The 22,211-nt window shown below is 63.3% G+C and carries 23 protein-coding genes; 9 read left to right on the forward strand and 14 right to left on the reverse strand.

Annotation, left to right across the window (positions count from 1 at the left end):
- Nucleotides 1-11: 11 nt before the first annotated feature.
- Nucleotides 12-1,025 (reverse strand): phosphotransferase family protein, encoded by a 1,014-nt coding sequence (locus ACN0X7_RS02580; protein ID WP_417513803.1) that lies wholly within the window; start codon nt 1,023-1,025, stop codon nt 12-14.
- 84 nt (nt 1,026-1,109) lie between these two features.
- Here ACN0X7_RS02580 and ACN0X7_RS02585 point away from each other — a divergent pair, with 84 nt between their 5' ends.
- The 5 genes from ACN0X7_RS02585 (at nt 1,110) to ACN0X7_RS02605 (ending at nt 5,854) form a co-directional block, all read left to right on the forward strand.
- Entirely contained in the window at nt 1,110-2,024 is a 915-nt protein-coding gene (locus tag ACN0X7_RS02585) for an SDR family NAD(P)-dependent oxidoreductase (RefSeq protein ID WP_417513805.1), read from the forward strand.
- A 66-nt stretch (nt 2,025-2,090) separates the two neighbouring features.
- Nucleotides 2,091-3,296 (forward strand): aminotransferase class V-fold PLP-dependent enzyme, encoded by a 1,206-nt coding sequence (locus tag ACN0X7_RS02590; RefSeq protein WP_417513807.1) that lies wholly within the window; start codon nt 2,091-2,093, stop codon nt 3,294-3,296.
- Nucleotides 3,297-3,315: 19 nt separating this feature from the next.
- A complete protein-coding gene (locus ACN0X7_RS02595; protein ID WP_417513809.1) occupies nt 3,316-3,912 on the forward strand; it encodes a cysteine dioxygenase in 597 nt (198 codons plus the stop codon).
- Nucleotides 3,909-5,504, forward strand: coding sequence for a rhodanese-like domain-containing protein (locus ACN0X7_RS02600; protein ID WP_417513811.1), 1,596 nt, complete (start codon nt 3,909-3,911; stop codon nt 5,502-5,504). The genes ACN0X7_RS02595 and ACN0X7_RS02600 overlap by 4 nt, the downstream gene beginning before the upstream one ends.
- On the forward strand, nt 5,504-5,854 hold the full coding sequence (locus ACN0X7_RS02605) for a tRNA-binding protein (RefSeq protein ID WP_417513813.1): 351 nt from the start codon (nt 5,504-5,506) through the stop codon (nt 5,852-5,854). Before ACN0X7_RS02600 ends, ACN0X7_RS02605 begins: the two co-directional genes overlap by 1 nt.
- A 9-nt stretch (nt 5,855-5,863) precedes the next feature.
- On the opposite strand, the gene ACN0X7_RS02610 is transcribed toward ACN0X7_RS02605, so the two are convergent.
- Nucleotides 5,864-6,649, reverse strand: a complete 786-nt coding sequence (locus ACN0X7_RS02610; RefSeq protein ID WP_417513815.1) for a short-chain dehydrogenase/reductase — start codon at nt 6,647-6,649, stop codon at nt 5,864-5,866.
- Nucleotides 6,650-6,707: 58 nt separating this feature from the next.
- Here ACN0X7_RS02610 and ACN0X7_RS02615 point away from each other — a divergent pair, with 58 nt between their 5' ends.
- The 4 genes from ACN0X7_RS02615 to ACN0X7_RS02630 all read left to right on the forward strand — a co-directional run bounded on the left by ACN0X7_RS02615 (nt 6,708) and on the right by ACN0X7_RS02630 (nt 11,723).
- Nucleotides 6,708-7,565, forward strand: a complete 858-nt coding sequence (locus ACN0X7_RS02615) for a TIGR01459 family HAD-type hydrolase (RefSeq protein ID WP_417513817.1) — start codon at nt 6,708-6,710, stop codon at nt 7,563-7,565.
- Between the two features lie 48 nt (nt 7,566-7,613).
- Nucleotides 7,614-9,467 (forward strand): acyl-CoA synthetase, encoded by a 1,854-nt coding sequence (locus ACN0X7_RS02620; protein ID WP_417513819.1) that lies wholly within the window; start codon nt 7,614-7,616, stop codon nt 9,465-9,467.
- A gap of 157 nt (nt 9,468-9,624) precedes the next feature.
- The gene (locus tag ACN0X7_RS02625; protein WP_417513821.1) at nt 9,625-10,671 is read left to right on the forward strand and encodes a tetratricopeptide repeat protein; all 1,047 of its coding nucleotides are present in this window, start codon (nt 9,625-9,627) and stop codon (nt 10,669-10,671) included.
- A gap of 5 nt (nt 10,672-10,676) precedes the next feature.
- Entirely contained in the window at nt 10,677-11,723 is a 1,047-nt protein-coding gene (locus ACN0X7_RS02630; protein ID WP_417513823.1) for a tetratricopeptide repeat protein, read from the forward strand.
- Between the two features lie 9 nt (nt 11,724-11,732).
- Here ACN0X7_RS02630 and ACN0X7_RS02635 read toward each other — a convergent pair whose 3' ends face one another.
- The 12 genes from ACN0X7_RS02635 to ACN0X7_RS02690 all read right to left on the reverse strand — a co-directional run bounded on the left by ACN0X7_RS02635 (nt 11,733) and on the right by ACN0X7_RS02690 (nt 22,161).
- Complete coding sequence (locus ACN0X7_RS02635; RefSeq protein ID WP_417513825.1) at nt 11,733-12,284, reverse strand: histidine phosphatase family protein; 552 nt, start codon at nt 12,282-12,284, stop codon at nt 11,733-11,735.
- Nucleotides 12,284-13,984: a Na(+)/H(+) antiporter subunit D gene (locus ACN0X7_RS02640; RefSeq protein ID WP_417513827.1), complete on the reverse strand. Its 1,701-nt coding sequence runs from the start codon at nt 13,982-13,984 to the stop codon at nt 12,284-12,286. The genes ACN0X7_RS02635 and ACN0X7_RS02640 overlap by 1 nt, the downstream gene beginning before the upstream one ends.
- Nucleotides 13,971-14,210, reverse strand: a complete 240-nt coding sequence (locus ACN0X7_RS02645) for a hypothetical protein (RefSeq protein ID WP_417513829.1) — start codon at nt 14,208-14,210, stop codon at nt 13,971-13,973. Before ACN0X7_RS02645 ends, ACN0X7_RS02640 begins: the two co-directional genes overlap by 14 nt.
- Nucleotides 14,207-15,694 carry a monovalent cation/H+ antiporter subunit D family protein gene (locus ACN0X7_RS02650; protein WP_417513831.1) on the reverse strand — a complete coding sequence of 496 codons (1,488 nt, stop codon included), beginning with the start codon at nt 15,692-15,694 and terminating at the stop codon, nt 14,207-14,209. The genes ACN0X7_RS02645 and ACN0X7_RS02650 overlap by 4 nt, the downstream gene beginning before the upstream one ends.
- On the reverse strand, nt 15,691-17,196 hold the full coding sequence (locus ACN0X7_RS02655) for a monovalent cation/H+ antiporter subunit D family protein (RefSeq protein ID WP_417513833.1): 1,506 nt from the start codon (nt 17,194-17,196) through the stop codon (nt 15,691-15,693). Before ACN0X7_RS02655 ends, ACN0X7_RS02650 begins: the two co-directional genes overlap by 4 nt.
- Nucleotides 17,193-17,582: a cation:proton antiporter subunit C gene (locus ACN0X7_RS02660; protein ID WP_417513835.1), complete on the reverse strand. Its 390-nt coding sequence runs from the start codon at nt 17,580-17,582 to the stop codon at nt 17,193-17,195. The genes ACN0X7_RS02655 and ACN0X7_RS02660 overlap by 4 nt, the downstream gene beginning before the upstream one ends.
- Nucleotides 17,579-18,040 carry a Na(+)/H(+) antiporter subunit B gene (locus ACN0X7_RS02665; RefSeq protein WP_417513837.1) on the reverse strand — a complete coding sequence of 154 codons (462 nt, stop codon included), beginning with the start codon at nt 18,038-18,040 and terminating at the stop codon, nt 17,579-17,581. Before ACN0X7_RS02665 ends, ACN0X7_RS02660 begins: the two co-directional genes overlap by 4 nt.
- Nucleotides 18,037-18,630 carry a DUF4040 domain-containing protein gene (locus ACN0X7_RS02670; protein ID WP_417513839.1) on the reverse strand — a complete coding sequence of 198 codons (594 nt, stop codon included), beginning with the start codon at nt 18,628-18,630 and terminating at the stop codon, nt 18,037-18,039. The genes ACN0X7_RS02665 and ACN0X7_RS02670 overlap by 4 nt, the downstream gene beginning before the upstream one ends.
- On the reverse strand, nt 18,627-18,977 hold the full coding sequence (gene mnhG, locus ACN0X7_RS02675) for a monovalent cation/H(+) antiporter subunit G (protein ID WP_417513843.1): 351 nt from the start codon (nt 18,975-18,977) through the stop codon (nt 18,627-18,629). Before mnhG ends, ACN0X7_RS02670 begins: the two co-directional genes overlap by 4 nt.
- Nucleotides 18,974-19,252, reverse strand: coding sequence for a monovalent cation/H+ antiporter complex subunit F (locus tag ACN0X7_RS02680; protein ID WP_417513845.1), 279 nt, complete (start codon nt 19,250-19,252; stop codon nt 18,974-18,976). Before ACN0X7_RS02680 ends, mnhG begins: the two co-directional genes overlap by 4 nt.
- Nucleotides 19,249-19,755, reverse strand: a complete 507-nt coding sequence (locus ACN0X7_RS02685) for a Na+/H+ antiporter subunit E (RefSeq protein ID WP_417513847.1) — start codon at nt 19,753-19,755, stop codon at nt 19,249-19,251. Before ACN0X7_RS02685 ends, ACN0X7_RS02680 begins: the two co-directional genes overlap by 4 nt.
- A gap of 105 nt (nt 19,756-19,860) precedes the next feature.
- Nucleotides 19,861-22,161, reverse strand: coding sequence for a hypothetical protein (locus tag ACN0X7_RS02690; RefSeq protein WP_417513849.1), 2,301 nt, complete (start codon nt 22,159-22,161; stop codon nt 19,861-19,863).
- Nucleotides 22,162-22,211 lie beyond the last annotated feature (50 nt).

Below are 22,211 nucleotides of genomic sequence, written 5' to 3' on the forward strand. Positions count from 1 at the left end.
GTTTCAGTTAATCAAGGGTGAAACGATCCGCGCGAAAGCAGGCGTTCGGCGTTCGCAAAAAGGGTCGGCGCCGACGAAGCAAAGTTCTCCCACATCGGATCGTGACGCTTGCCTGTGCGATGCAGCTTCACGTTCAGACAGGTGATCACACCGAAGATGAAGCATGACAACGCCTGGAAATAGGGAATGCTGTCGAAGCTCTCTCCCATCGCCGTCTCATAGGCGATGACCAGATCGGCGACCGGCGGCACCCCGGGCGCGGCCCAGTCGGGTGCCCAGCTCTGCGGATCGCCCATCATCAGCAGCCAGCCGATATCCAGCAGTTGCGGCCCGATTCCCGCCAGTTCCCAATCCAGAATGGCGCTGATCCGTTCACCGTCGAAAAGGACGTTGCCCGGCTGGTAATCACCATGGAACAGGCCGATGGGCGAAGGTTGCAGCGGCAATGCCTGAAGCCGTTGCGCCACCCGGCGCCCCGCCGCCTTCCAGTCCTCTTCATCGGTCCGCTCCAGAATGCCGGACCAGCGCGCGATCTCGTCGCCCATGTCGCGCGGCGCTTCCCATGCAGGCAATTCGCGCCGCCAGTCGAAACGGTGGATCGTCGCCAGTTCCCGTGCGGACTTCAGCCAGCAATCGGCAATACGACCGTCGAACTCCGCGGCAGGTTCCCAGATGATCATGGTGCGCCCGGGCAGCCGCCGAGTCATGACGAACGGCGTTCCGAACCAGTCTTCGGTCGATTGCGCGTGCAGCACCGGCGGGACGGCGACGCCCGCCTTGCCCAGCGCGCGCAGCAAGGGTGCCTGGCGGTAGACGTCCGTGTTGCCGCTGCGCCGCACGCCTTTCGGTGCAAGACGCAGAATCACACCTTCGACTTCCCTGTCGCCGCGCATCACCGAAAATCCGAAACTCAGTCCGGCATGTCCGTCTTCCATCGGCCCGAAGTGCGCGACCGTGTGGTCCGCGCCCCAGGTCGTCGCCACGAAACGGGTCGCTTCTTCCGCCAGTTCGTTCAGATCTGTCATGCCGTTTCCTCTGCTGGACCGCCCTGTCACGGCGATGATAGCGTGCGTTCCACAATTTGGCTCAAGTCTTCGGGGAGGAATTTCATGGGCATTCTGGACGGAAAAGTGGCGCTGGTGACCGGTGCCGGACGCGGCATCGGACGCGAGGTCGCGCTGGACATGGCCAAGGGCGGCGCGAAGGTGGTCGTCAACGATCTGGGCGGCAGCGTCGAAGGCGAGGACACCGGTGACAGCCCCGCCGAATCCGTGGTGAAGGAAATCAGGGCGGCGGGCGGCGAGGCCGTGGCCAACGCGGATTCCGTTTCCGATGGAGCCGGTGCAAAGGCGATGGTCGAATGCGCGATGGACAATTTCGGCAGTATCGACTGTGTCGTGAACGTCGCCGGCATTCTGCGCGATCGCATGTTTCACAAGATGAGCGAAGATGACTGGAAGGCCGTCATCGACGTGCATCTGAACGGCTGCTTCCTGGTCAGCCGCGCCGCCATCGAACATATGAAGGCTGCCGGTTCCGGATCGTTCGTGCACTTCACCTCGACCTCCGGCCTGCATGGTTCCATCGGTCAGGCGAACTACGGCGCGGCAAAGATGGGGATCGCCGGCATGTCCAAGATCATCGCCATGGAAGGCCAGCGATACGGCGTGCGGTCGAACTGCATGGCTCCGTTCGCCTGGACCCGCATGATCGAGAGCATTCCGATCACGTCGGACGAGATGGCCGAGAGCTTCCGCAAGTTCAAGGAAAATGCTACCGCAGCGCACATCGCGCCGGTCGTCAGCTATCTCTGTTCCGATGCGGCGAAGGACGTGACCGCGAACATCTTCGGTGTACGCGGCAACGAGATCTACCTGTTCAGCCAGCCCCGCCCGATCAAGACCATCCACAAGGGCGACGGCTGGAGCCACGAGGATCTGGCGGCTCAGTTCGAGCCGTCCCTGCGCAAGGAACTGTTCGATCTGGACGGCACGTCGGAATATTTCGTGTGGGATCCGATCTGATAACGTCGGGTTGCGATCGAACGGGGATAACCCGTTCGACCGCGCCCCGCCTGGCCGAGAGATAATATGCCCCCACCCTTTCCCATCACCGATGAAGAAGTAGAGCGGCTGCGGGCGGATACGCCGGGGACCGCGAATGTGCTGCATTTCAACAATGCGGGGGCCGGGCTGATGCCCCGTGCGGTGCTGGACGCGGTGAAGGAGCAGCTGGATCTGGAAGCCCGGATCGGCGGATATGAGGCTTCCGCCCGCAGCGCCGCGGCCCTGCGCCGGCCGTATGACGCGATTGCCGACTACCTGAACTGCGATCCGACCGGCATTGCGGTCGTCGAGAACGCGACCGTTGCCTGGAACCAGGCCTTCTTCGCGGTGCTGGACACCATGAAGGCGGGCGACCGCATCCTGACGGCGGAGGCCGAATACGCCTCGAACTTCCTCTCCTACCTGAAGGCGAAGGAAGATCGTGGCGTCATTGTCGATGTGGTTCCGAGCAACGATCACGGCGAACTGGATGTCGATGCCCTGCGGTCGATGATTGACGACCGGGTCAGGCTGATCGCCGTGACGCATGTGCCCACGAACGGCGGTCTGGTGAATCCGGCGGAAGCGGTCGGGAAGGTCGCCCGCGAGGCTGGTATCACCTATCTGCTGGATGCCTGTCAGTCGGCCGGACAACGGGCTCTGGACGTTCGGAAGATCGGCTGCGATTTCCTGTCGGCGACGGGCCGGAAATACCTGCGCGGTCCGCGCGGCACCGGGTTCCTGTACGCCAGTCCTCGCGCGCTGGAGAGATACCGCCCGCCGACCATCGACCTGCATGCTGCGAAATGGGAAGGCCCGGAACGCTATCGCTGGGCGGAGGGCGCGGCGCGCTTCGAGAACTGGGAGAATTACGAGGCCGGAAAGATCGGTCTCGGCGTCAGCGTCGATTACATGCTGGACGTCGGCATCGACCGTATCGAAACGCGCGTCGAGGCATTGGCCGCCCTGCTGCGGGAGCGTCTCGAAAGCCTGCCGGGCTTCTCGGTTCACGATCTGGGCCGGACGCGCTGCGGGATCGTGACCTTCTCGCATCCCCGGCTCGACGCCGTTGACGTGCAGGATCGCCTGCGCGCTCGGGCCGTCAACGTCTCGACATCCAGTGCGGCCTCGACCCGGATCGACATGACCAAAAGAGGACTCCCCACACTCGTGCGGGCTTCGGTACACTACTACAATACCGGGGAAGAGATCGACCGCTTCACGGCGGCCGTTGAACAACTGAACCCCTGAACAGCTCTGGGAGGAGACGATGGAAGCAACGGAACGGTCAGCGGCGAGAAAGCGCGAGATTGCCGAGGCGGTCATGCGGATCCGCGCCATCGAGACCGCCCAGGGCGTCACGCGCACGTCGCTGAACGACATCAAGGCGGTTCTGCTGGAACTGGCCGAACGCAAGGATCTGTTCCCGCTGGAGGACTTCACCCATCCCGGCGGCGGACCCGCGGTCGAGAACGCCCTGTTCCGTCTGCACGAGGACGACGACCACCGGTTTGCCCTGTACGGACAGATGTCGACCAGGCCCCGCGACACGCCGGCACACAACCATACCACCTGGGCCATCGTGGTCGGCATGTACGGCGAGGAACTGAACAAGTTCTACGATCGTGACAATGGCGGCGTGGCCTACAGGGACGAACACGTGGTGAAGGCCGGGACGGGCGTGGCGATGCTGCCCGACGACCTGCATTCGATCCACATGCACGCGCGCGAGCCCGTGCTGAATTTCCACATGTACGGGCTGGCGCTGGAGCAACTCGACCGCCGTCAGTACTATCGGCCGGAAACCAACGACTGGAAACACTTCCCGGCATCGGAAGGCATTCAGGACCTGCCGGAGCCCGCATGAAACAGATAGATGCTTCCGGCCTGCGCGGCCTGCTGAAGGGTGGCGGCGAAGTCGCCCTGATCGACGTGCGCGAGGAAGGTGCCTTCTCGAAGGAACACATCTTCCTCGGCTCCTGCATACCGCTCAGCCATCTGGAGATGCGCGCGGAGCGGCTGGTGCCGCGCAGGAGCGTGCCCGTGGTGCTGACCGACGGCGGTCCGAAGGATGACGGGCTGGCCGAACGCGCGGCGGAACGGCTGAGCGAGATGGGCTATTCGGATATCGCGATACTCACCGGCGGGCTGGCCGGATGGCGAGCGGAAGGCTTCGAGGTCTTTTCCGGCGTCAACGTGCCGTCGAAGGCCTTCGGCGAATTCGTCGAGCACTATTACGATACGCCACGCATCCCGGCGGCCGACCTGCAGGCCATGAAGGATGCGGGCGAGGATCTGGTCATTCTGGACAGCCGCCCGATGGACGAGTTCAACCGCATGTCGATCCCCGGCGGCGTCGATTGCCCCGGCGCGGAGCTGGCCTGGCGGGTCGGCACGATGGCACCGGACCCGAAGACGACCGTGATCGTGAACTGTGCCGGGCGCACACGGTCGATCATCGGCTCGCAGTCGCTGATCAATGCCGGCATTCCCAATAAGGTCATGGCGCTGAAGGATGGCACCATGGGCTGGGAACTGGCCGGACTGACATGCGCCCGTGGCGAGACCGAGCACGCGCCCGCGCCGGAAGGCGAAATCCGGGATCAGGCGATTGCCCGCGCCGACGCGGTGGCGGAACGGTTCGGTGTGCAGCGCACCTCACCCGGGCAGGTTGCGGACTGGCGCGGTGAACCGGACCGCACCACCTTCCTGCTGGACGTCCGCACGATTCAGGAATTCGAGGCCGGCCACTGGCCGGGAGCACACCACGCACCGGGCGGCCAGCTGGTGCAGGCAACGGACGAATACGTCGGCGTCCGCGGCGCGCGCATCGTGCTGTGCGACGGCGAGGACGGCGTTCGCGCGACGATGACCGCAAGCTGGCTGATTCAGTTGGGATACGACGATGTGTTCGTGCTTGCCGGACAACCGGACACGCCCGGGACGGGTCCCGACACGGCGGACCCCGCACTTTTCCGATCCTTCGAGACCCTGAGCGCGGACGAGATGCTCGCCGTGCAGGATTCCGGCGAACCTGCCGCCGTCATCGATCTCGCCGACAGCCTGACATTCCGCAAGGGGCATATACCCGGCGCGCGCTGGGCCATCCGGTCCAGACTGAAGGAATGCATCCGCGCCCTGCCCGGTGTCGGCATGGTGATGCTGACCTCGCCGGACGGCACTCTGGCACACTATGCCGCGTGGGAGCTGCAGAAGCTGCGGCCCGACCTTGTGATCCGCGTTCTGAAAGGCGGGACAGACGCCTGGATCGACAGCGGCAAACCCGTCGAGAGCGGCATCACGCACAACACGCTTTGTGCCATCGACGACGTCTGGTGGAAGCCCTACGACAATCCCGAACGCGTCCGGCAGGCCATGGAAGACTACCTGACGTGGGAAGTCGGGCTGGTCGAGCAGGTCGAACGGGACGGGCTGGTTCAGTTCCGCCGGTTCGACTGATGGGTGACAGGGACGGCGGTGACCTGAGCTGGGACGAATTCCGGCGCGTGGATATTCGTGTGGGAACGATCATCGAGGTCGAGGATTTTCCGGAAGCCCGACGTCCCGCCTGGAAGCTGCGCATCGACTTCGGCGACGAGATCGGCGTGCGGAAGAGTTCGGCCCAGATCACGAACTACGCCAAGGACGACCTGATCGGGCGTCAGGTCGCCGCCGTCGTGAACTTCCCGCGCAAGCAGATCGGCAGGTTCATGTCCGAATGCCTGACCCTCGGCTTTCCCGGCTCGGACGGAGAGGTGATCCTGATCAGTCCGACGCACCCGATCCCGAACGGCGGTCGCCTGTTCTGACCTTCGGGCCTACTTGAAGCTGGAATTGTTGCTGGCATGGCCGCCATCGACGGTCAGGATCGTACCGGAGATGTAGGACGCCCGGTCCGAGGCCAGGAACGCAACGGCGTCGGCCGTTTCGCGCGGGGTTGCAGCACGCTTGAGCGGCAGATTCTCCAGCAGTTCTTCCCAGCGATCGGCATCCCCCAGCGTTTCGCCCGCGACGTGACGCAGCATGGTGGCGATCCGATCCGTCAGCACGGCGCCGGGATTGACGCCGGCGATGCGTATATTGTCCTGCAGGCTGGCCCCGCCCATCGCCTTGGTGAACGCCATCATCGCCGCGTTACCGGTCGATCCGGCCACATAGGCGGAGTCCGGATTCTCGCCCGCCAGACCGATGACGTTGACGATGGTGCCATAACCCCGTTCCCGGAAGCGCGCGTAATAGTCCCGCGTCATGTTGATGTAGCCGAATATCTTCAGATCCCACGCCTCGCGCCAGCGCGCCTCGTCGATCTGGTCCAGCGTCCCCGCCGGGATCGCGCCCGCATTGTTCACCAGAATGTCCGGCAACGGACAATCGGCGGCGACCGTCGCGATGGATGCGCTGTCGGACAGGTCGACTGCCGATGTCGTGACGGGCCGATGGTAGGTCAGTTCCAGAATGCGCCGCGCCTCCGCCAGCCGGTCCGGGTCGATCGAGACCAGATGCAGGTTTGCGCCTTCCTGCGCAAACACCTCGGCGCAGGCGAAGCCAATGCCGCGCGATCCACCCGTGATCAGCACAGTCTTGTTCTTCAGATTCAGGTCCATTTGCCTCTCCCCCCACTTGTGCGTTGAACCGCACCGATCCTTCGTTTACGCAGCCCGCATGACTGTTTCCGTGACCGATCATATCGCCCCCATCGCCGAACGCTACGATGCGTTTCTGTTCGACCTCTGGGGCGTCGTCCACAACGGCATCCGGGCCTATCCGGGGGCGCTGCGCACGCTTGAGGCACTGCATGACGCCGGCAAGACGGTGATCCTGCTGTCGAACGCACCGCGTCTGGGCACGGACGTGGATCCGTTCATCGCCAGGATGGGCGTCCAGCGCGACCATTACCTGCGCGTGGTTGCGTCCGGCGACATGGTGCGCAAGGCGCTGGAAGAACGGACCGTTCGCGTCGGCCAGAAGTTCCTGTTCTGGGGCAAGGGCAATGACCGGTCCATCACCGCAGGGCTGGACTTCCAGGAGGTCAACAGCATCGACGACGCCGACTTCATCCTGTGCTGCGGGCTGAACGATGACGAGACCGAAACGGTCGACGACTACCGCGACCAGTTGCTCTGGGCGAAGCAGGTCGACCTGCCGCTGATCTGTGCCAACCCTGACTTCGAAGTCATGAAGGGCGACCAGATGCACCCTTGCGCAGGCGCACTGGCGAAAGCCTATCAGGACCTTGGCGGTGAAACCCACTGGTTCGGCAAGCCCTATCCGGTTGCCTACGACTATTGTCAGACCGTGCTCGGTGGCGTGAATCCGTCTTCGATACTGGCAGTCGGTGACACGCTGCGCACCGATATCCGGGGCGCGACAGACGCCGGGATCGACGCGGTGCTGGTCACCGGCGGCATCCACGCCCGCGAGACCATGCAGGGCGGCGAACTGGATCGGAACGCGCTGGACCGTATCTGCACCGAGGCGGCACTGACACCGGTGGCGGCCATGACCGAACTGGACTGGTAGAAACTGCGGAACTCCTCGGCTACCCTCACTGCCGGGGAGGACCACGCATTGAGATATCCAGTCAACACGCCGGCCGACGTCGCCGAGATCGAGAAGAAGCCGTTCGAGCACTATCTGCCGGTTGACAACATCTACACGGCCATCAGTGAATCCGCCGCGAAACACCCCGACAGGGTCGCGATATGGAACCTGCCCCGGGGCGAACTGGCGGACGAACCGGAAGCCATCACCTATCGCGACCTGCTGCACAATGTAACCGCAACGGCCAATCTGCTGCGCGATCTGGGTGTCGGCGACAATGATGTCGTGACCCTGCTGATGCCGATCATGCCCGAGACGGAATACTTCCTCTGGGGGGCGGAAACCGCCGGTATCGTCAATCCCGTGAACCCCTTCCTGGAGCCGGAGCACATCGTCTCGATCTGCAAGGCGGCGGGCACGAAGGTCATTGTCGGCTGTCATCCTTCCGTCAGCCCCGACCCATGGCCGCGCATCGAGGAAGTGCGCAAGGCCCTGCCCGATCTGATCGTCATTCAGGTGGGCGGCGATCGTGCCGCCGATGACGTCATCCGCTATGAAGATGCCATTCGCGATGTGCCCGGCGAAAAGCTGACCTTCACGCGCGATTTCGACATGCACGATACGGCGGCCCTGTTTCACACCGGCGGCACCACGGGGGTTCCGAAACTGGCCCGGCACACCCAGCGCGGGCTGATGCTGCAGAGCTGGAACTTCGGCAACGCGATCCCGGGGGACGATCACAATGTTCCCATGGGCCTGCCACTGTTCCATGTGGGCGGCGCAACGGCCTGGGGCGCGATGCCGTTCCTCTGGGGCCACACGATCACCCTGCTGGGCGTGGAGGGATTCCGGAATCCGAATGTGGCGCGCGACTTCTTCGCCAACGCCGAACGTTTGAAATGGACCATGGTGCCCGTCGTGCCCGCCATCTGGTCCATGCTGCTGCAACAGCCGCTGGAACAGTATGATCTCTCCAGTATCCGTTACGGCGCGGCCGGTGGCTCGACCCTGTCGGTCGAGGTGGCGAACCTGGCCATGAAGAAGCTCGGCATTCCGCTGGTCGAAGGTTGGGGCATGACCGAAACGCACGGCTTCGCGACCACCAATCCCTACGAGGGCGAGGTGCGCGTCGGCTCCATCGGGTTTCGCCTGCCCTTCATGGAAATACGCATCGTCGAACCGGACGGCGAAGGCGGTATCGCCCGCACGTGCGACCCGGAAGAGATCGGACTGCTGGTCTGCCGGGGCCCTCAGATCTTCGGCGGTTACCTCGATCCGGTCCATGATTCGAAGGCGTGGCTGGACGGCGAATGGTTCGACACCGGCGACCTCGCCCGGCTCGATAAGGACGGCTATCTGTGGCTGACGGGCCGGTCGAAGGATCTGATCATCCGTGGCGGCCACAATATCGACCCCGCCACCATCGAGGACATTCTGTACCAGCATCCCGACATCGAACTGGCCGCCGCCGTGGGCCGTCCCGACCGCCGCGTCGGCGAGATGCCCGTCGCCTTCGTCCAGTTGGCGCGCGGCAGGACGATCCCCGAGGACGACCTGAAGGCCTTCGTCGCCGAACGGATCACCGAACGCGCCGCGAACCCGGTCGAGATCATCGAACTGAAGGAGATGCCGCTGACCGGGGTCGGCAAGATCTTCAAGCCGGAACTGCGCATTGCCGCCGCCCAGCGGGTCTTCGACCGCGAAATGGAAGTTCTCGCAGGCGACACGGGGGCCACGATCACGGTCACGGTCCGGTCGGACAAGGTGCACGGCACCCTGGCTGTCATCGAGTACTCCGGCGGGCCGGACGATATGGAAAGCCGCATCCGCGAAACCATGGGCGGCTTCGAAACGAAGTTCGAAGTGAGGAAGGGTCCCTGAACTGAGACACCGACCAGCGCCTGAGCGCAAGGATCGTCCTGGTGCCTGTCGAACATCAATTGCGCGCACTTCATTCGCCGACCGGACGTGTTGAGCGCGGTCAGCAATTGATGTACTTCTATCCTGGGTTGTCTTGAGGTGATTCATGCAATCATTGATGAGAAGGGTGACTGTCTCGCTCTGCCTGCTTCCGCTGGCGATATGGACTGCCGCTGCATCGGACTACGACGAGCAACTGCTGCGTCAGCAGTGCCTGAATGCCGACAGTCTCTATTCAGAGGACATGAACCTGGCGTACTGCCGCGTGCTTGCGGAGGTTACGCGCGATGACACCGTGGCGGCTGAGGCGCTCAAACGAATGGCCGATATCCATCGTGCCGCGGGCATCGATTTTCTCGCCGACGAGATATTCGATGAACTGGTGGAGCGGCAACCCCAGAACCTGACGGCTCGAAGATGGCGCGCAGCCTTCTCGCTTGAGCAAGGCCGCAGTGAAAAGGCCATGGCCGACCTGAACCGCATTCTCGAAGAAGAACCGGAAAGCAAGGATGCCTACATCGGGCGGGGTCTGGCCAAGGCGGAGACAGGAGACTATCAGGGCGCGATCGACGATGTCGAACGTGCGTTGGCGATCGATCCGGACTATGCCGACGCCTATCGAACGCGCGGCGACATCAACTACTATCATGGCTACGACGAGAAGGCCTTGGACGACTTCGACACGGCCATCGACCTGGCCCCGGACCGTGCCGATCTTCGTGTTGCACGCGCCGATTTCCTGAGATTCATCGGAAAATATGCCCGAGCCTATCTTGGATACAAGGATGTCGTCGCACGGGACCCCGAGAATGTCGACGCGCGTTTCAACATTGGACGTCTGGACTATCTGATCGCCGAGGCCCCGCATGAACTGCTCGCCGCAGCCGCTTATCTGAAGCTTGTTCTGGTTCAGGACCCCCGACGGGATACTGCCGCTTTCCTGCTCGCCAACGCGTTGTCGCGACTGGAAAAGCCGACGGAATCAATGAAATACCATCGGGTATTTCTCGAACGGTCCGCCAGGTTCATCGCTGATTACAAGACGTTCCTGTCTCAGGAAGGCTACTTCGACGGAGAGATCGACTACAAGGCCGACGACGCCTTCTGGACAGCGGTACGCGCCTGTGTGGACGAGAAATGCCGAATACTGCCAAGTCTGGAGTGACGGGAATGAGAGGCATCGCAATCGCTGGTCTTGTCTGTATCGGCTCGGCATTTCTGGCCGGTACAGCGGTTGCCGACGCGAACGTCGCGGCCTTCCGGGCCGACTGCGCCGAGCCGCGGATTCAGGGAAACTGGGAGTTGCAGGCCGCTGCCTGTCTGATCCTGATCCAGCATGCGGCGGACGATGACGAACGCGCCTACGCGCATTACGAACGCGGCAACGCGCTGGAGGAACTGAACGAAAACCGCGATGCGATCGAACATTACAATCAGGCGATTGAAATGAAGCCCGACTATGTCGATGCCATCGTCAATCGCGGCCTTACTTACCGCCGGATGGATGACATCGACAAGGCCAGGGAGAACTACGATCTGGCGATAAGTCTGGATCCTGACCATGAGCCAGCCCGCGTCAATCGCAGCAAAGTGGCCATTATGGAAGAGCGCTATGCCGACGCAATCGCGGATCTGGACCATGTGCTGCTGCGGAACCCGGAATTCCCCGTTGCCTTGAACAATCGGGCGCAGGCCCATGAGCAGCTTGGGAACTTCGAGAAGGCGCTGGCGGACTACGGATCCGCCATAAGGATCTGGCCCGAGAACTCCTACCTGCGCGTCAATCGGGCGATTACCTATCTGGACCTGGACAGGGTGGACGATGCCCTGTCCGATCTGCACGCGGCCCTGAAGCTCGATCCCGACAATGCGTCAGCACATGATCATCTCTCGGAAATTTTCGGATCTGAGGAATATGGGATTGTCGATCAGGAGAAGTCTTTTCAACACGCCCGGGAGTATGCCCGTCTCCGGTCTGACGATGCGCAGGGGCATTACCGTGTCGCCCTGATCGCAACCAGGCTTGGAGATACCGCGCAGGCGATCGCCGCTCACGAACGGATCATCACGGATTTTTTCTTCTACCGTCCGAGTTATCAGGAAGCGCTCGTCGCCAAGGGGTTTCTTGACGAGGACCACGAAAATGCCTGGGACGATGCGAGCCGGCGTGCGTTGAAGCAATGCGTCGAAGCCGGCTGCATTCCCTTCGATGACTGAGCGCCGTCTCTAAAGCTCCAGCTTTGCCACTTCGGCGTTGTTGAGGAAGCGGCCGAGCAGCATGTAGAAGAAGGTCCCGTGGCCGACGACGGCGATGCGGCGTTCGGGGCGGCTGGCGAGCCAGCCCCGGAACCGGTTCACGCGTTCCATCAGCATGTCATGGGGTTCTTCGGCGAACGGTCCGCGGTGGCCTTCCTTCTGGTACCACCACGGATCGTCCAGATGTCCGAAATCCAGTTCGGGGAAGGCGTCCGTCAGCACCTTGGGCGGCGAACCGACATCGCAGCTGGCGTTCAGGTGCTCGCGGTGCAGGGCCTCGATCACCAGCGGCAGCCCGCGATGACCGAACGCGCCCAGACTGGTCTGGATCGCACGTGTGAAGGGCGTCGACACCACCAGATCGACAGGGTGCGCCGCCATCTGATCGCGCAGGGCCGCGACCTGTTCTTCACCGCGCGGACTGAGCGGCGCGTCGAAATACATCGGATCGACGCCATGCAGCGACATGTGGGCGTTGAAGGTCGACTGACCGTGCCGGATCAGATGGATCGTCTTGGACATCAGGCGTAGAACACCAGCAGATAGATACCCAGCATTGCCATCAGCCAGAGCACACCGGTGCCGGGCGCGACCGTGCGTGCCAGCGGTCCGTTCATCCCGACGACGCGCCGGGTGGTGATGACGACGGCCCCGACCCAGCCGAGCATGCCGCCCTTCAGCGCGCCGGATGTCTCCGACGCCCATTCGATCACCTTGCGCCAGACGTCCTGCAGACCCTTGCGGTAGATCCAGTCGAATTCCAGAACCATGTCGCGCCGGTCTGCGGGATGGCGGCCCGATCGTTTCATCCAGGCAAAGGCAAGGCCGGTGAAGGCGAGCAGCTGCAGTTGCGTCACGATGTGGCCTGCCGTGTAGGGCTCATAGGCGGAAGCGAACGGCAGATGCTGGTAGAGCAATCCGGGTGCGACACCGATCACGACGCACAGCGCGGCGGCGAGCACCATCGCGAGCACCATGTTTGCGGGCGCTTCGGATACCGGACCGTGGTCCTGGCGCGCCGGGGCGAAGAACACCGCATAGGGAATCCGGATGCCCGTATTGTAGACCACGCCGACCGACGCCAGCAGCAGCATCGCCCAGACCAGCCAGTGCCCGCCCGCGCCTGCCGATGTCAGGATCAGCGACTTCGAGATGTATCCGGCGAACAGCGGGAACGCGGAAATCGATGCGGCACCGATCAGACACAGGCCCATGGTCCATGGCATCGCCCGCGCCAGCCCGCCCAGATCCGTGGCCTTTGCGGAACCGGTCCGGTAGATCACGGCCCCGAGCACCATGAACAGGAGCCCCTTGTAGAGCACGCCGGTAAACGCGTGCGCTGCCGCGCCATCCAGCGCCAGTTCCGTTCCGATGCCGACACCGACAACCATGAAACCCAACTGGACCTGAAGGCTGTAGGCCATGACCCGCCGCAGATCGTTCTCGATGGTGGCAAAGAACAGCGGGAACACCGCCATGATCGCGCCGATCCAGATCAATTCCTCGGTGCCGGGAAATCCCCGGGCAAGCGTGTAGACCGCCATCTTCGTGGTGAACGCGGAGAGGAACACGGCACCCGTGGCCGTCGCGCGCGGATAGGCGTCGGGCAGCCAGTTGTGCAACAGCGGGAACGCGCATTTCACACCCAGCCCCAGGAACATCATCAGCGCGCCGGGACTCTGCAGGGTCATGGCGTCGAAGGCGATCGAGCCGGTCGCCCGCCAGTGCATCACGATGCCGCCCAGCAACAGTACGCCCGACAGTATCTGGACCAGCAGATACCGGATACCCGCGCGATAACTCTCGTTCGTGCGGTTCGCGAAGATCAGGAAGGCCGACGTGACGGCGGTCAGTTCCCAATAGACGAATAGCGTCAGCAGGTCGCCGGCGAAGACGGCACCAATGGCCGCACCGGCGTAGGTCATGGCGGCGACATCCTGCGTGCGATCCCTGACATGCAGATGGAAGACAGCGCCGATGAATGCCGCGATATAGAAGATGTATCCCCAGATCAGGCTGAGGCCGTCCACACGGCTGCCGATCAGGTTCAGTCCGAAGAATTCGACGACCGCGTGATTGCCGGCCGGGATGGACAGAAGCTGATAGAAACCCGCCACCGGCAATCCCAGCATCAGCAACTGGCGCAGACGCAGGGGCAGCGCGGCGGCCAGCAGACCGCCTGCGATCAGGATCCATCCCGGCGGCAGTTCAGTCCACGTCATTGTCGTAATAATCCTCGTCGCGTGACAGTACGCGTCTCAGCCAGCCGGACGTCAGCACCAGAAGCACGCCGGCGATGAGGCCGAAAAAACCGTAGAAGTTGGGCAGGCTCTCGACCTGGAACTTGCCGTAATGGTCGAAGACGTGCATCGCCAGATTCACGACATCGACCAGCGCCAGCAGCACGCAGACAACGATCAGCACCCTGAAGATTGCCGTGCCGCTCATGGTCGCGCGCCTCCGCCCGGTTCGGTGATCGGCAGAAGCATGTCATAGATCTGGTCCGCCCCGAAGAACAGCGCGACACACAGAACCGACGTGATCACGATGGCGATCAGACAGGCGAGCGGGGCTTCCTGAATCTTGATGGGACCACTGTCGCCGCTGCCCGGCGGGCGGAAAAAGAACCCGCGCAACGGGATCGGCATCAGATAGGCAACGTTCAGCAATGACGACAGGATCAGCACGCCGATGATCAACTGGAAACCGGCGTCCGCCGCCCCCAGCATGATCAGCGTCTTCGACCAGGACCCGCCGAGCGGCGGCACGCCGATGACCGACAGCGCGCCGATCATGAAGCAGAACATGGTGACCGGCATGACCCGGCCCAGCCCCTTCATGTCGGATATTTCCGTCTTGTGGGCGGCGACGTAGATGGCACCGGCGCAGAAAAACAGCGTGATCTTGCCCGCGGCGTGCATGGCGATGTGCATGCCCGCGCCGACCACGCCCATGGCCACCCCCAGCGCCGCGCCCAGAATGACATAGGAAAGCTGGCTGACGGTCGAATAGGCCAGGCGGCGTTTCAGATTGTCCTGCTGCATGGCGATCAGGCTGGCGAGCGTCAGCGTGATCGCGGCGGCATAGATCAGCCAGTTCGTCGCCGGTTCGGTCGAGATCAGATCCAGTCCGAAGATATAGACGATCACCTTGATGACCGTGAACACACCCGCCTTCACGACCGCAACGGCGTGCAGCAGCGCCGAAACGGGCGTCGGCGCGACCATCGCGGCCGGCAGCCAGCGATGGATCGGCATCAACGCCGCCTTGCCGATGCCGTACATGTACAACGCCAGCAGCAGGCCGGCGGTGAAACCCTGAACCTGGCCGACCAGGATACCGCCGGGCTGGAAATCCGTCGTCCCGGTCAGATTGTAGGTCCAGATGATGGCCGGCAGTTGCAGCCCGATCGAGGTCGCGATCAGGATGCCGAGATAGGTTCGCCCGCCCCTGCGCGCGTCTTCGTTTTCCTTGTGCGTGACCAGAGGATAGGTCGACAGGGTCAGCAATTCGTAGAAGATGAACAGCGTCAGCAGGTTCCCCGCAAAGGCCACCCCCATCGCGCCGACGATTGCCAGCGCGAAGCAGGCGTAGAACCGGGTCTGACGGACTTCGTTGTTGCCGCGCATGTATCCGATCGAATAGATCGAATTCACGATCCAGAGCGTCGCCGCGATGATGGCGAACATCATGCCCAGCGGTTCGACCTCGAACTTGAGCGGCAGGTCCGGCAGCACGTCAATGACAGCGACCACCGGACGCCCGCCTTCCAGCACAGTGGGCAGGATCATCCAGACGTTGACGGCGTTGACCGTGGCGGTGACCAGCGTCACGCCCTCGCGCAGGTTCGGCCAGCGGCCGGTCAGGGCAATGACCAGCATGCCAACCAGCGGAACGATGATCGCGAGCAGGATCTGGGTCTCGACGGTCATTGGCCGATCCCCATCAGTTGCAGGGCGGCCTCACGGGCCACGCCGACGGTGAACTCGCTGTCGATGCCGAACCAGAAAAACCCGATGACAAGCAGGTACATCGGCACCAGCATCATCAGCGGCGCCTCCTGCCGGGGCGCTTCGGGGTCGGGATCGCGGAAGTAGGCGACCTCGACCACACGCCAGATATAGATGACCGCCATCAGCGAACTGAACAGGATCATCGCGGTGATGAAATAGCCGGTGATCCCGGTCTGCAGCGCGGCGAGCACCAGATACCATTTCGACACGAAGCCCACCGTCAGCGGCACGCCGACAAGACTGAGCCCTGCCAGCACAAAGGCAAACATTGTCAGCGGCATGCGCCGGCCAAGTCCTTCGAACTGTTGCAACTGTACGCCACCCGTCCGAAGGAACACTGCCCCCACACACATGAACAGCGCGGCCTTTATGAGAGCGTGATTGAAAAGGTGCACAATACCGGCGGTGACGCCCTCCACCGAACCAAGTCCGATGCCGGCAATCATATAGCCGATCTGCGCGATCGACGACCAGGCCAGCATGCGCTTGATATCCTGCTGGAAGATCGCAGCCGTGGACCCGACGACAAAGGCGACCAGCGCGAACGGCAGCAACATGTTCGCCAGCGCGAAATCTCCGTAGGAAACGTCACCGAACAGGGTGAACTGCACGCGAAGCAGCAGGTAGATGGAAACCTTTGTCGCCGTTGCCGACAGAAACACCGAAACCGCGCTCGGGCTGTATGCATATCCGTTCGGCAGCCAGAAATGCGCCGGGAACAAGGCGGCTTTCAGCGCGATGCCGACCGTCAGAAATCCGGCTGCCGCCCGCACAGGTGCCGTATCCGCAACTGCGGGAACACGCTCTGCCAGATCGGCGATATTGAGCGTGCCCGTCATGACATAGAGCAGGCCCACACCAATCAGGATGAAGGTCGCGCCCAGCGTCCCCAGGATCAGATACTGAAACGAGGCGGTCAGCGCGCGCGGGTCGCGGCCCGACGCGATCAGCACATACGTCGAGAGCGACGCGATCTCCAGAAACACGAAGATGTTGAAGGCATCGCCCGTGATCGTGATCCCCAGCATGCCCGTCAGGCACAGCAGCCACGCAGCGTAGAACAGGTGCTGCTTGTCCGCCGGAATCTCGCGATCCACAGCGACCCTGGCATAGGGCAGCGCAATCAGCGACATGGCGGACACGATCAGCAGGACGAAGGCGTTCACCTTGTCGACGCGGTATTCGATTCCGATCGGCGGCGCCCACCCGCCCATCTCGTAGGAGATGAAACCGTCGGCCAGAACCTGTTGCAACAGGGTGACGGATATCCAGAACGCCAGCACGCTGACCAGCAGGGCGAACGCCCAGGCCAGCCCCTTCGGTTTCAGGAAGATGCAGATCGGGGCGGCGATCATCGGCACGACGACCTGCAGCGCGGGCAGATTCGCCATCACGCTGAACCCGCTGGAGGCGACGCTCATTTGCCGCCCGCTTGCTGCCGCAGTTCCGCTTCGAAGGCGGCTTCGGCTACCAGCACCTCGTCCTCCTCGACGGTCCCGTAGGCTTCCTTGATCCGCACCACCAGTGCCAGCCCGATGGCCGTGGTGGCAACGCCGACGACGATCGCGGTCAGGATCAGGACGTGCGGCAGCGGATTGGAGAAGATGGGATCCTGTCCCTTCGAGAAGATCGGCGCGGTCCCGCCCCAGATCTTGCCGGCGCTGATGTAGAGCAGGAAGACGCTCGCCTGAAAGATGTTGAGGCCGACCACCTTCTTCACCAGATTGCCGCGGCTCATGGTGATGTAGATGCCCAGCGTCATCAGGATCGCGAAGATCCAGTAATTGTACTGACCGAGCAGGCTCATATGTCCTCCGCGTCTTCCGCCAGTTCCAGTTCCCGCGTCAGATGCAGGCGGTCCGCGAACTTGTAGAAGATCGTGATCATCACCGACGCCACCGTCATGCCGACGCCGAACTCGATGATCAGAATCCCGAGGTGCTGGCCATGGACAGGATCGTGACCGTCCAGCGCGTCGTAATTCAGGAACTCCGCCCCCAGCAGCATGGTCGCCACGCCGACACCCGCATAGATCAGCAGACCCAGTGCGACAAACGCGGCGACGATCTTCGGCGGGACCGCCGCCTCGGCAACATCCAGCCCGTAGATCAGCGCATAGAGGATGATGCCTGCGGCGATGATGACGCCCGCCTGGAATCCCCCGCCGGGGCCAAAATCGCCGTGGAACTGGACATACAGACCAAACAATATGATGAAAGGTATCAGAAGCTTCGACAGGACGCGCGGGATCAGATGATGGATCATAACGGCCCGTCCCCGTCCCGCCGGCGCCGGCGGCGGGCACCGATCACGGGCATCACGCCCAGCAGATACATCACACCGATGCCGGCGGTGAAGATCACGGTGACCTCACCCAGCGTATCGAAGCCGCGGTAGCTGGCCAGAACCGCGGTAACGATGTTCGGCACGTCAATCTCTTCAGGCGTCCGCGCGATATACGCAGGACCGACATGCACCTGTGCCGGGGCGCTGGGGTCCCCGACGACGGGCAGTTCCTCCATCGCCCAGAGCAGCGCCGCGCCCGTGGCGAGCGACACCAGCAGCGGCGTGAAATGGAAGCGGTCGGGAATCTTCTCGCGGCGATTGTCGATCAGCGCCAGGGTGCCCAGGGCCAGGATCGTCGAGATGCCCGCGCCCACCGCGGCCTCTGTAAAGGCGACATCAACCGCATCCAGCAACGTGAAGACGGATGCCATGATCAGGCTGAAAATGCTGGCCAGCATCACGACGGCGAACAGATTCCTCAGCCGAACGATGCCGATGGCCATGACGATCAGCATCGCCAGCAGGATGATGTTGATGATCTCTTCCCAGTTCCAGCTGTCTGGCATCATCGGACACTCCCGCCTTCCTGATCATCCGTCAGATCGTGGTCCAGCAGCGGCTTCTCGTCATCGAAAAAGGCCGCATGACCCAGCGCATAGGACGCAATCGGCGACGTGAACCAGAGGAAGACAAGGATGAAGAACAGCTTGACCGCAATCAGCCAGTCGCCGGAAACCAGTACCGGAACCGAACAGCCCGCCAGCACCAGGAAGGTCGCCAGCGTGTCGGTGACACTGGCCGCGTGCATGCGCGTGTAGAGATCCGGCAGCCGCAGCGCGCCATAGGCCCCCACGATGGTCAGGAAGCTGCCGAGTCCGACAAGAATCCACGTCAGTATTTCCACCCAGGCGGTCAAGGATCGATCCTCGTCTGGCCGAGGTCGCGATAGCGGACGTATTTCAGGACGGCGATGGTGCCGATGAAGTTCATCAGCGCGTACAGCAGCGCCAGGTCCAGAAACTCCGGCCGCCCGGCGACGAAGCCCAGGACCGCGATCAGCAGCACCGTCTTCGTGCCGAACATGTTCAGTGCCATGATCCGGTCATAGATCGTCGGGCCCAGCAGGGCCCGCACCATGGCCAGCGACATCGCCACCAGCAGCCCAAGCGCGCCGATCGCGAACACCGTCATCGCAGGTCCGCCCGGCGACTCAGCCGCTCGTTCTCTAGTCCGGCGCATCTGCGGTTCATGTCGTCGGTCAGCACACCTTCCGCGCCTTCCCTGGACAGGCCATGCACCAGGATTCCGTGCTCGTAGTCGATGTCGATGGACAGGGTGCCCGGCGTCAGCGTGATTGAATTCGCATAGATGACCCGCCCCAGATCGGATTTCTGCAGCGGGCGCGTGCGGATCAGTGTCGGCGAGATCGCCGGGGTCGGACGCAGCAACCGCGCGACAACGTCGATGTTGGCCTTCACGATCTCGACGAACAGCCACGGCCAGTAGGCGAATATCCGCCATCCGAGATCGAGGGGGACACCTTCGTGATCGACAACATCCATCCGGATGGCCAGCGCCACGCAGGCAATGCAGGAGGCCCCGCCTAGCCAGAACAGCAGGCTGTGATCGTAGATGCCCGAGAGCAGCAGCCAAACCGCCGCCAGCACCACCAGCAATCCCAGCGCACGTGTCACGAAAGATCATCCCCCCGGGAATCGTCTCGGCTTCGAAGAACCCGCATCCATGCTTATCTCGGGGACGGGACCTGATGCAACCGGGAACGCGAACCGGACTTCATCCTATCGTCGGTACAGTTTGCCAAGCTGACGTGCCGCGCGATCGAGATTCCGGTGCTTCCGGGCCCACAATCGCGCAGCTTCGCCGACTTCCGCCAGATGATCCGGGCGGGAAAGCAACAACCGAAGCCGCTCGGCAAGTTCATCGACCATCACGCTGCCCAGGTCGGGAAAACCGGCTTCCGAACCTGCTCCATCCGGACCCGGGCTGCCGCCCACCCGCAGAATCGGCACGCTCATGGCAACATGATCCAGCAGAATCGTCTCGTGATCGCCGGTCGTGTGCCACGCCAGCGCCAGCGATGCATGCGCCAGGAACGGTCCCGGCTCGTTTGGCCATGCCAGCACCGGCCCCGGGGATGATGCCGATGCGGCGGCGGGTGTCCCGCCCGGATGCCAGACGACAAGATCCGCGGCATCGCGCATGTCGGGGACGCCGGAGAAACCATCCGATTGATCGACAGCGCCCGCACCCACGACTGAAACGAGTGGCTTGTCGGTACGCACGCTCATGCCCTCGCCCGCCCTCAGACGACCGATGCCGCCCGAACCCCGCCGCGTCGCCCTTACATCGACGGCGTCGGGGATAACCGAGATCCGGGCACCATCGCCCCAGCGTTGGTGAACCGCCTCCGCCACGCCCGTATGGTTCGCGAGGCACCGGACGCGCCGGTCGTCCAGAAGGGCGGCCATCGCGGCGTCGAAGAAATCCGGAACCCCGGCATCGGATGTGAACCAGCTTTCCGCGACATGCAGCATCAGGCGGCTGTTTGGGAAGTCCACCATGGCAAGGCCGGCTGATACCGCGAGGCCCGGGTCGGCGGTCTGCAGGACCAGATCCGAAAAGGGTTCCATCGCCTGCCTGAGGAGCAATACCTCGGAAGCGCCAGCCGGACTGAGAAAGCCGAGTTCGGAATCGGCAGGAACCGGCGTGTCGTGACCGGACTGTGCCGAGGGCTTCGAGATCAGTTGATAGTCCGGAATGCCGAAGAAGCAGCCCGACAGATACCCGGCGTCTGCCGTGAATTCCGCGTCCAGCCCCGCCGCTGCGACCTGACGTGCGACCACCGTCCGCCCGGCCTGCGCGGCTTCCCGGCTGGCCAGACGCAGAAGCATCTGCTCACGCACATCCGGACCGTTCTCGCTCAACAGGATCATCACAACGGCGTCCGCGCTGCCCGAACCGCCACGTCCATGGGGGCCGCGCCGCCGCGGCTTCCGGCGCAGCAGGCCCGTGCGCAACGCATGATCGGTCACACGGACAGGCGGCGCGTGTCCGGCATCAGCCAGTTCCCCGATATTGTGCCCGGCGATCGCCAGCAGGGGATGTTCGCCAAGTGACGGATCGTCATCCAGCATCCGTTTCGTGGCGCGCCAGTTTCCAAGCCTGTAGTGCGCGAGGGCGAGGGCGACCGCAGCGTTGCGATCCGATGCGGCTCTGGCCGTCAGCGATGTCAGGACATAGTCGCGCAAGGGGCTCATCTGTGCAGATGTGAGCAGCGCCGCCAGGTCCGAGATCTGATCGGGATCAGCGGCGAAGAACTGCAGCGCCGATCCCACCGCGTTTGCCGCCCCCGCTGGATCACCGCTGCGCGACAGCGCCATCGCCCACCGTGCGTAGGTCGCCCCGCTGGGCACGGCGCGGGCCAGGGACTGGCGATGGCCGAGCGCCGCCGCCACATCCCCGTTCCAGTCTGCGATCTGCGTCGCCAGCACACGCTGCCGGGCGTCGAGATCGGCTCCGTCGGTCGACACCTGTGCGGCCCGGCCCGCACGATGATGATCGTCGAACAGACGGAAGACATGAGCCAATGCCATGGACAGGCGCGGCGACGGCTTCGGCGTTTCCAGAAACTGCTCGGCAAACCAGCGCGCAAACCGGCGCGCATCGCTTCGCAGACACAGGCCGATGGTTGCGATCTTGAGCCCGTCGTCATCGGGTCGGCGGGCGATCAGGCGTTTCAGCCAGTCGATCGCCTCGTCATGCTCGCCAGCACCAAACAGCGCCTCCGACAGATGCAGACCGGCCGTCGGGCTATCGGGTTGCAGCACCAGCGCCTTGCGCCAGGCCCGCAGGGTCTGCTCCTGATCTCCGGTCCCGGCGATGGCCCTGGCAAGGTGGTAGCGGAGTTCGAAACTGGTCCGGTCCGTCCGAACCCGATGCTTCAATTCGGCCAGCGAAAGACCCGCGAAGGCAGAGATGGCACGCGGTTCCTCCACCTGGGATACGCCGGAAGGGTCCGTACCGGACAGCCGGCAGATCACATGATCGGCAGGCCAGGGGCTTTCAGAACCTCTTGTCACAGGCGATTTCGCCCTTCCTTCGTCGGTTGCCGTAGTGATAGTGTCAAAAA

The sequence above is a fragment of the Minwuia sp. genome (assembly GCF_048263705.1).
Lineage (GTDB): Bacteria > Pseudomonadota > Alphaproteobacteria > Minwuiales > Minwuiaceae > Minwuia.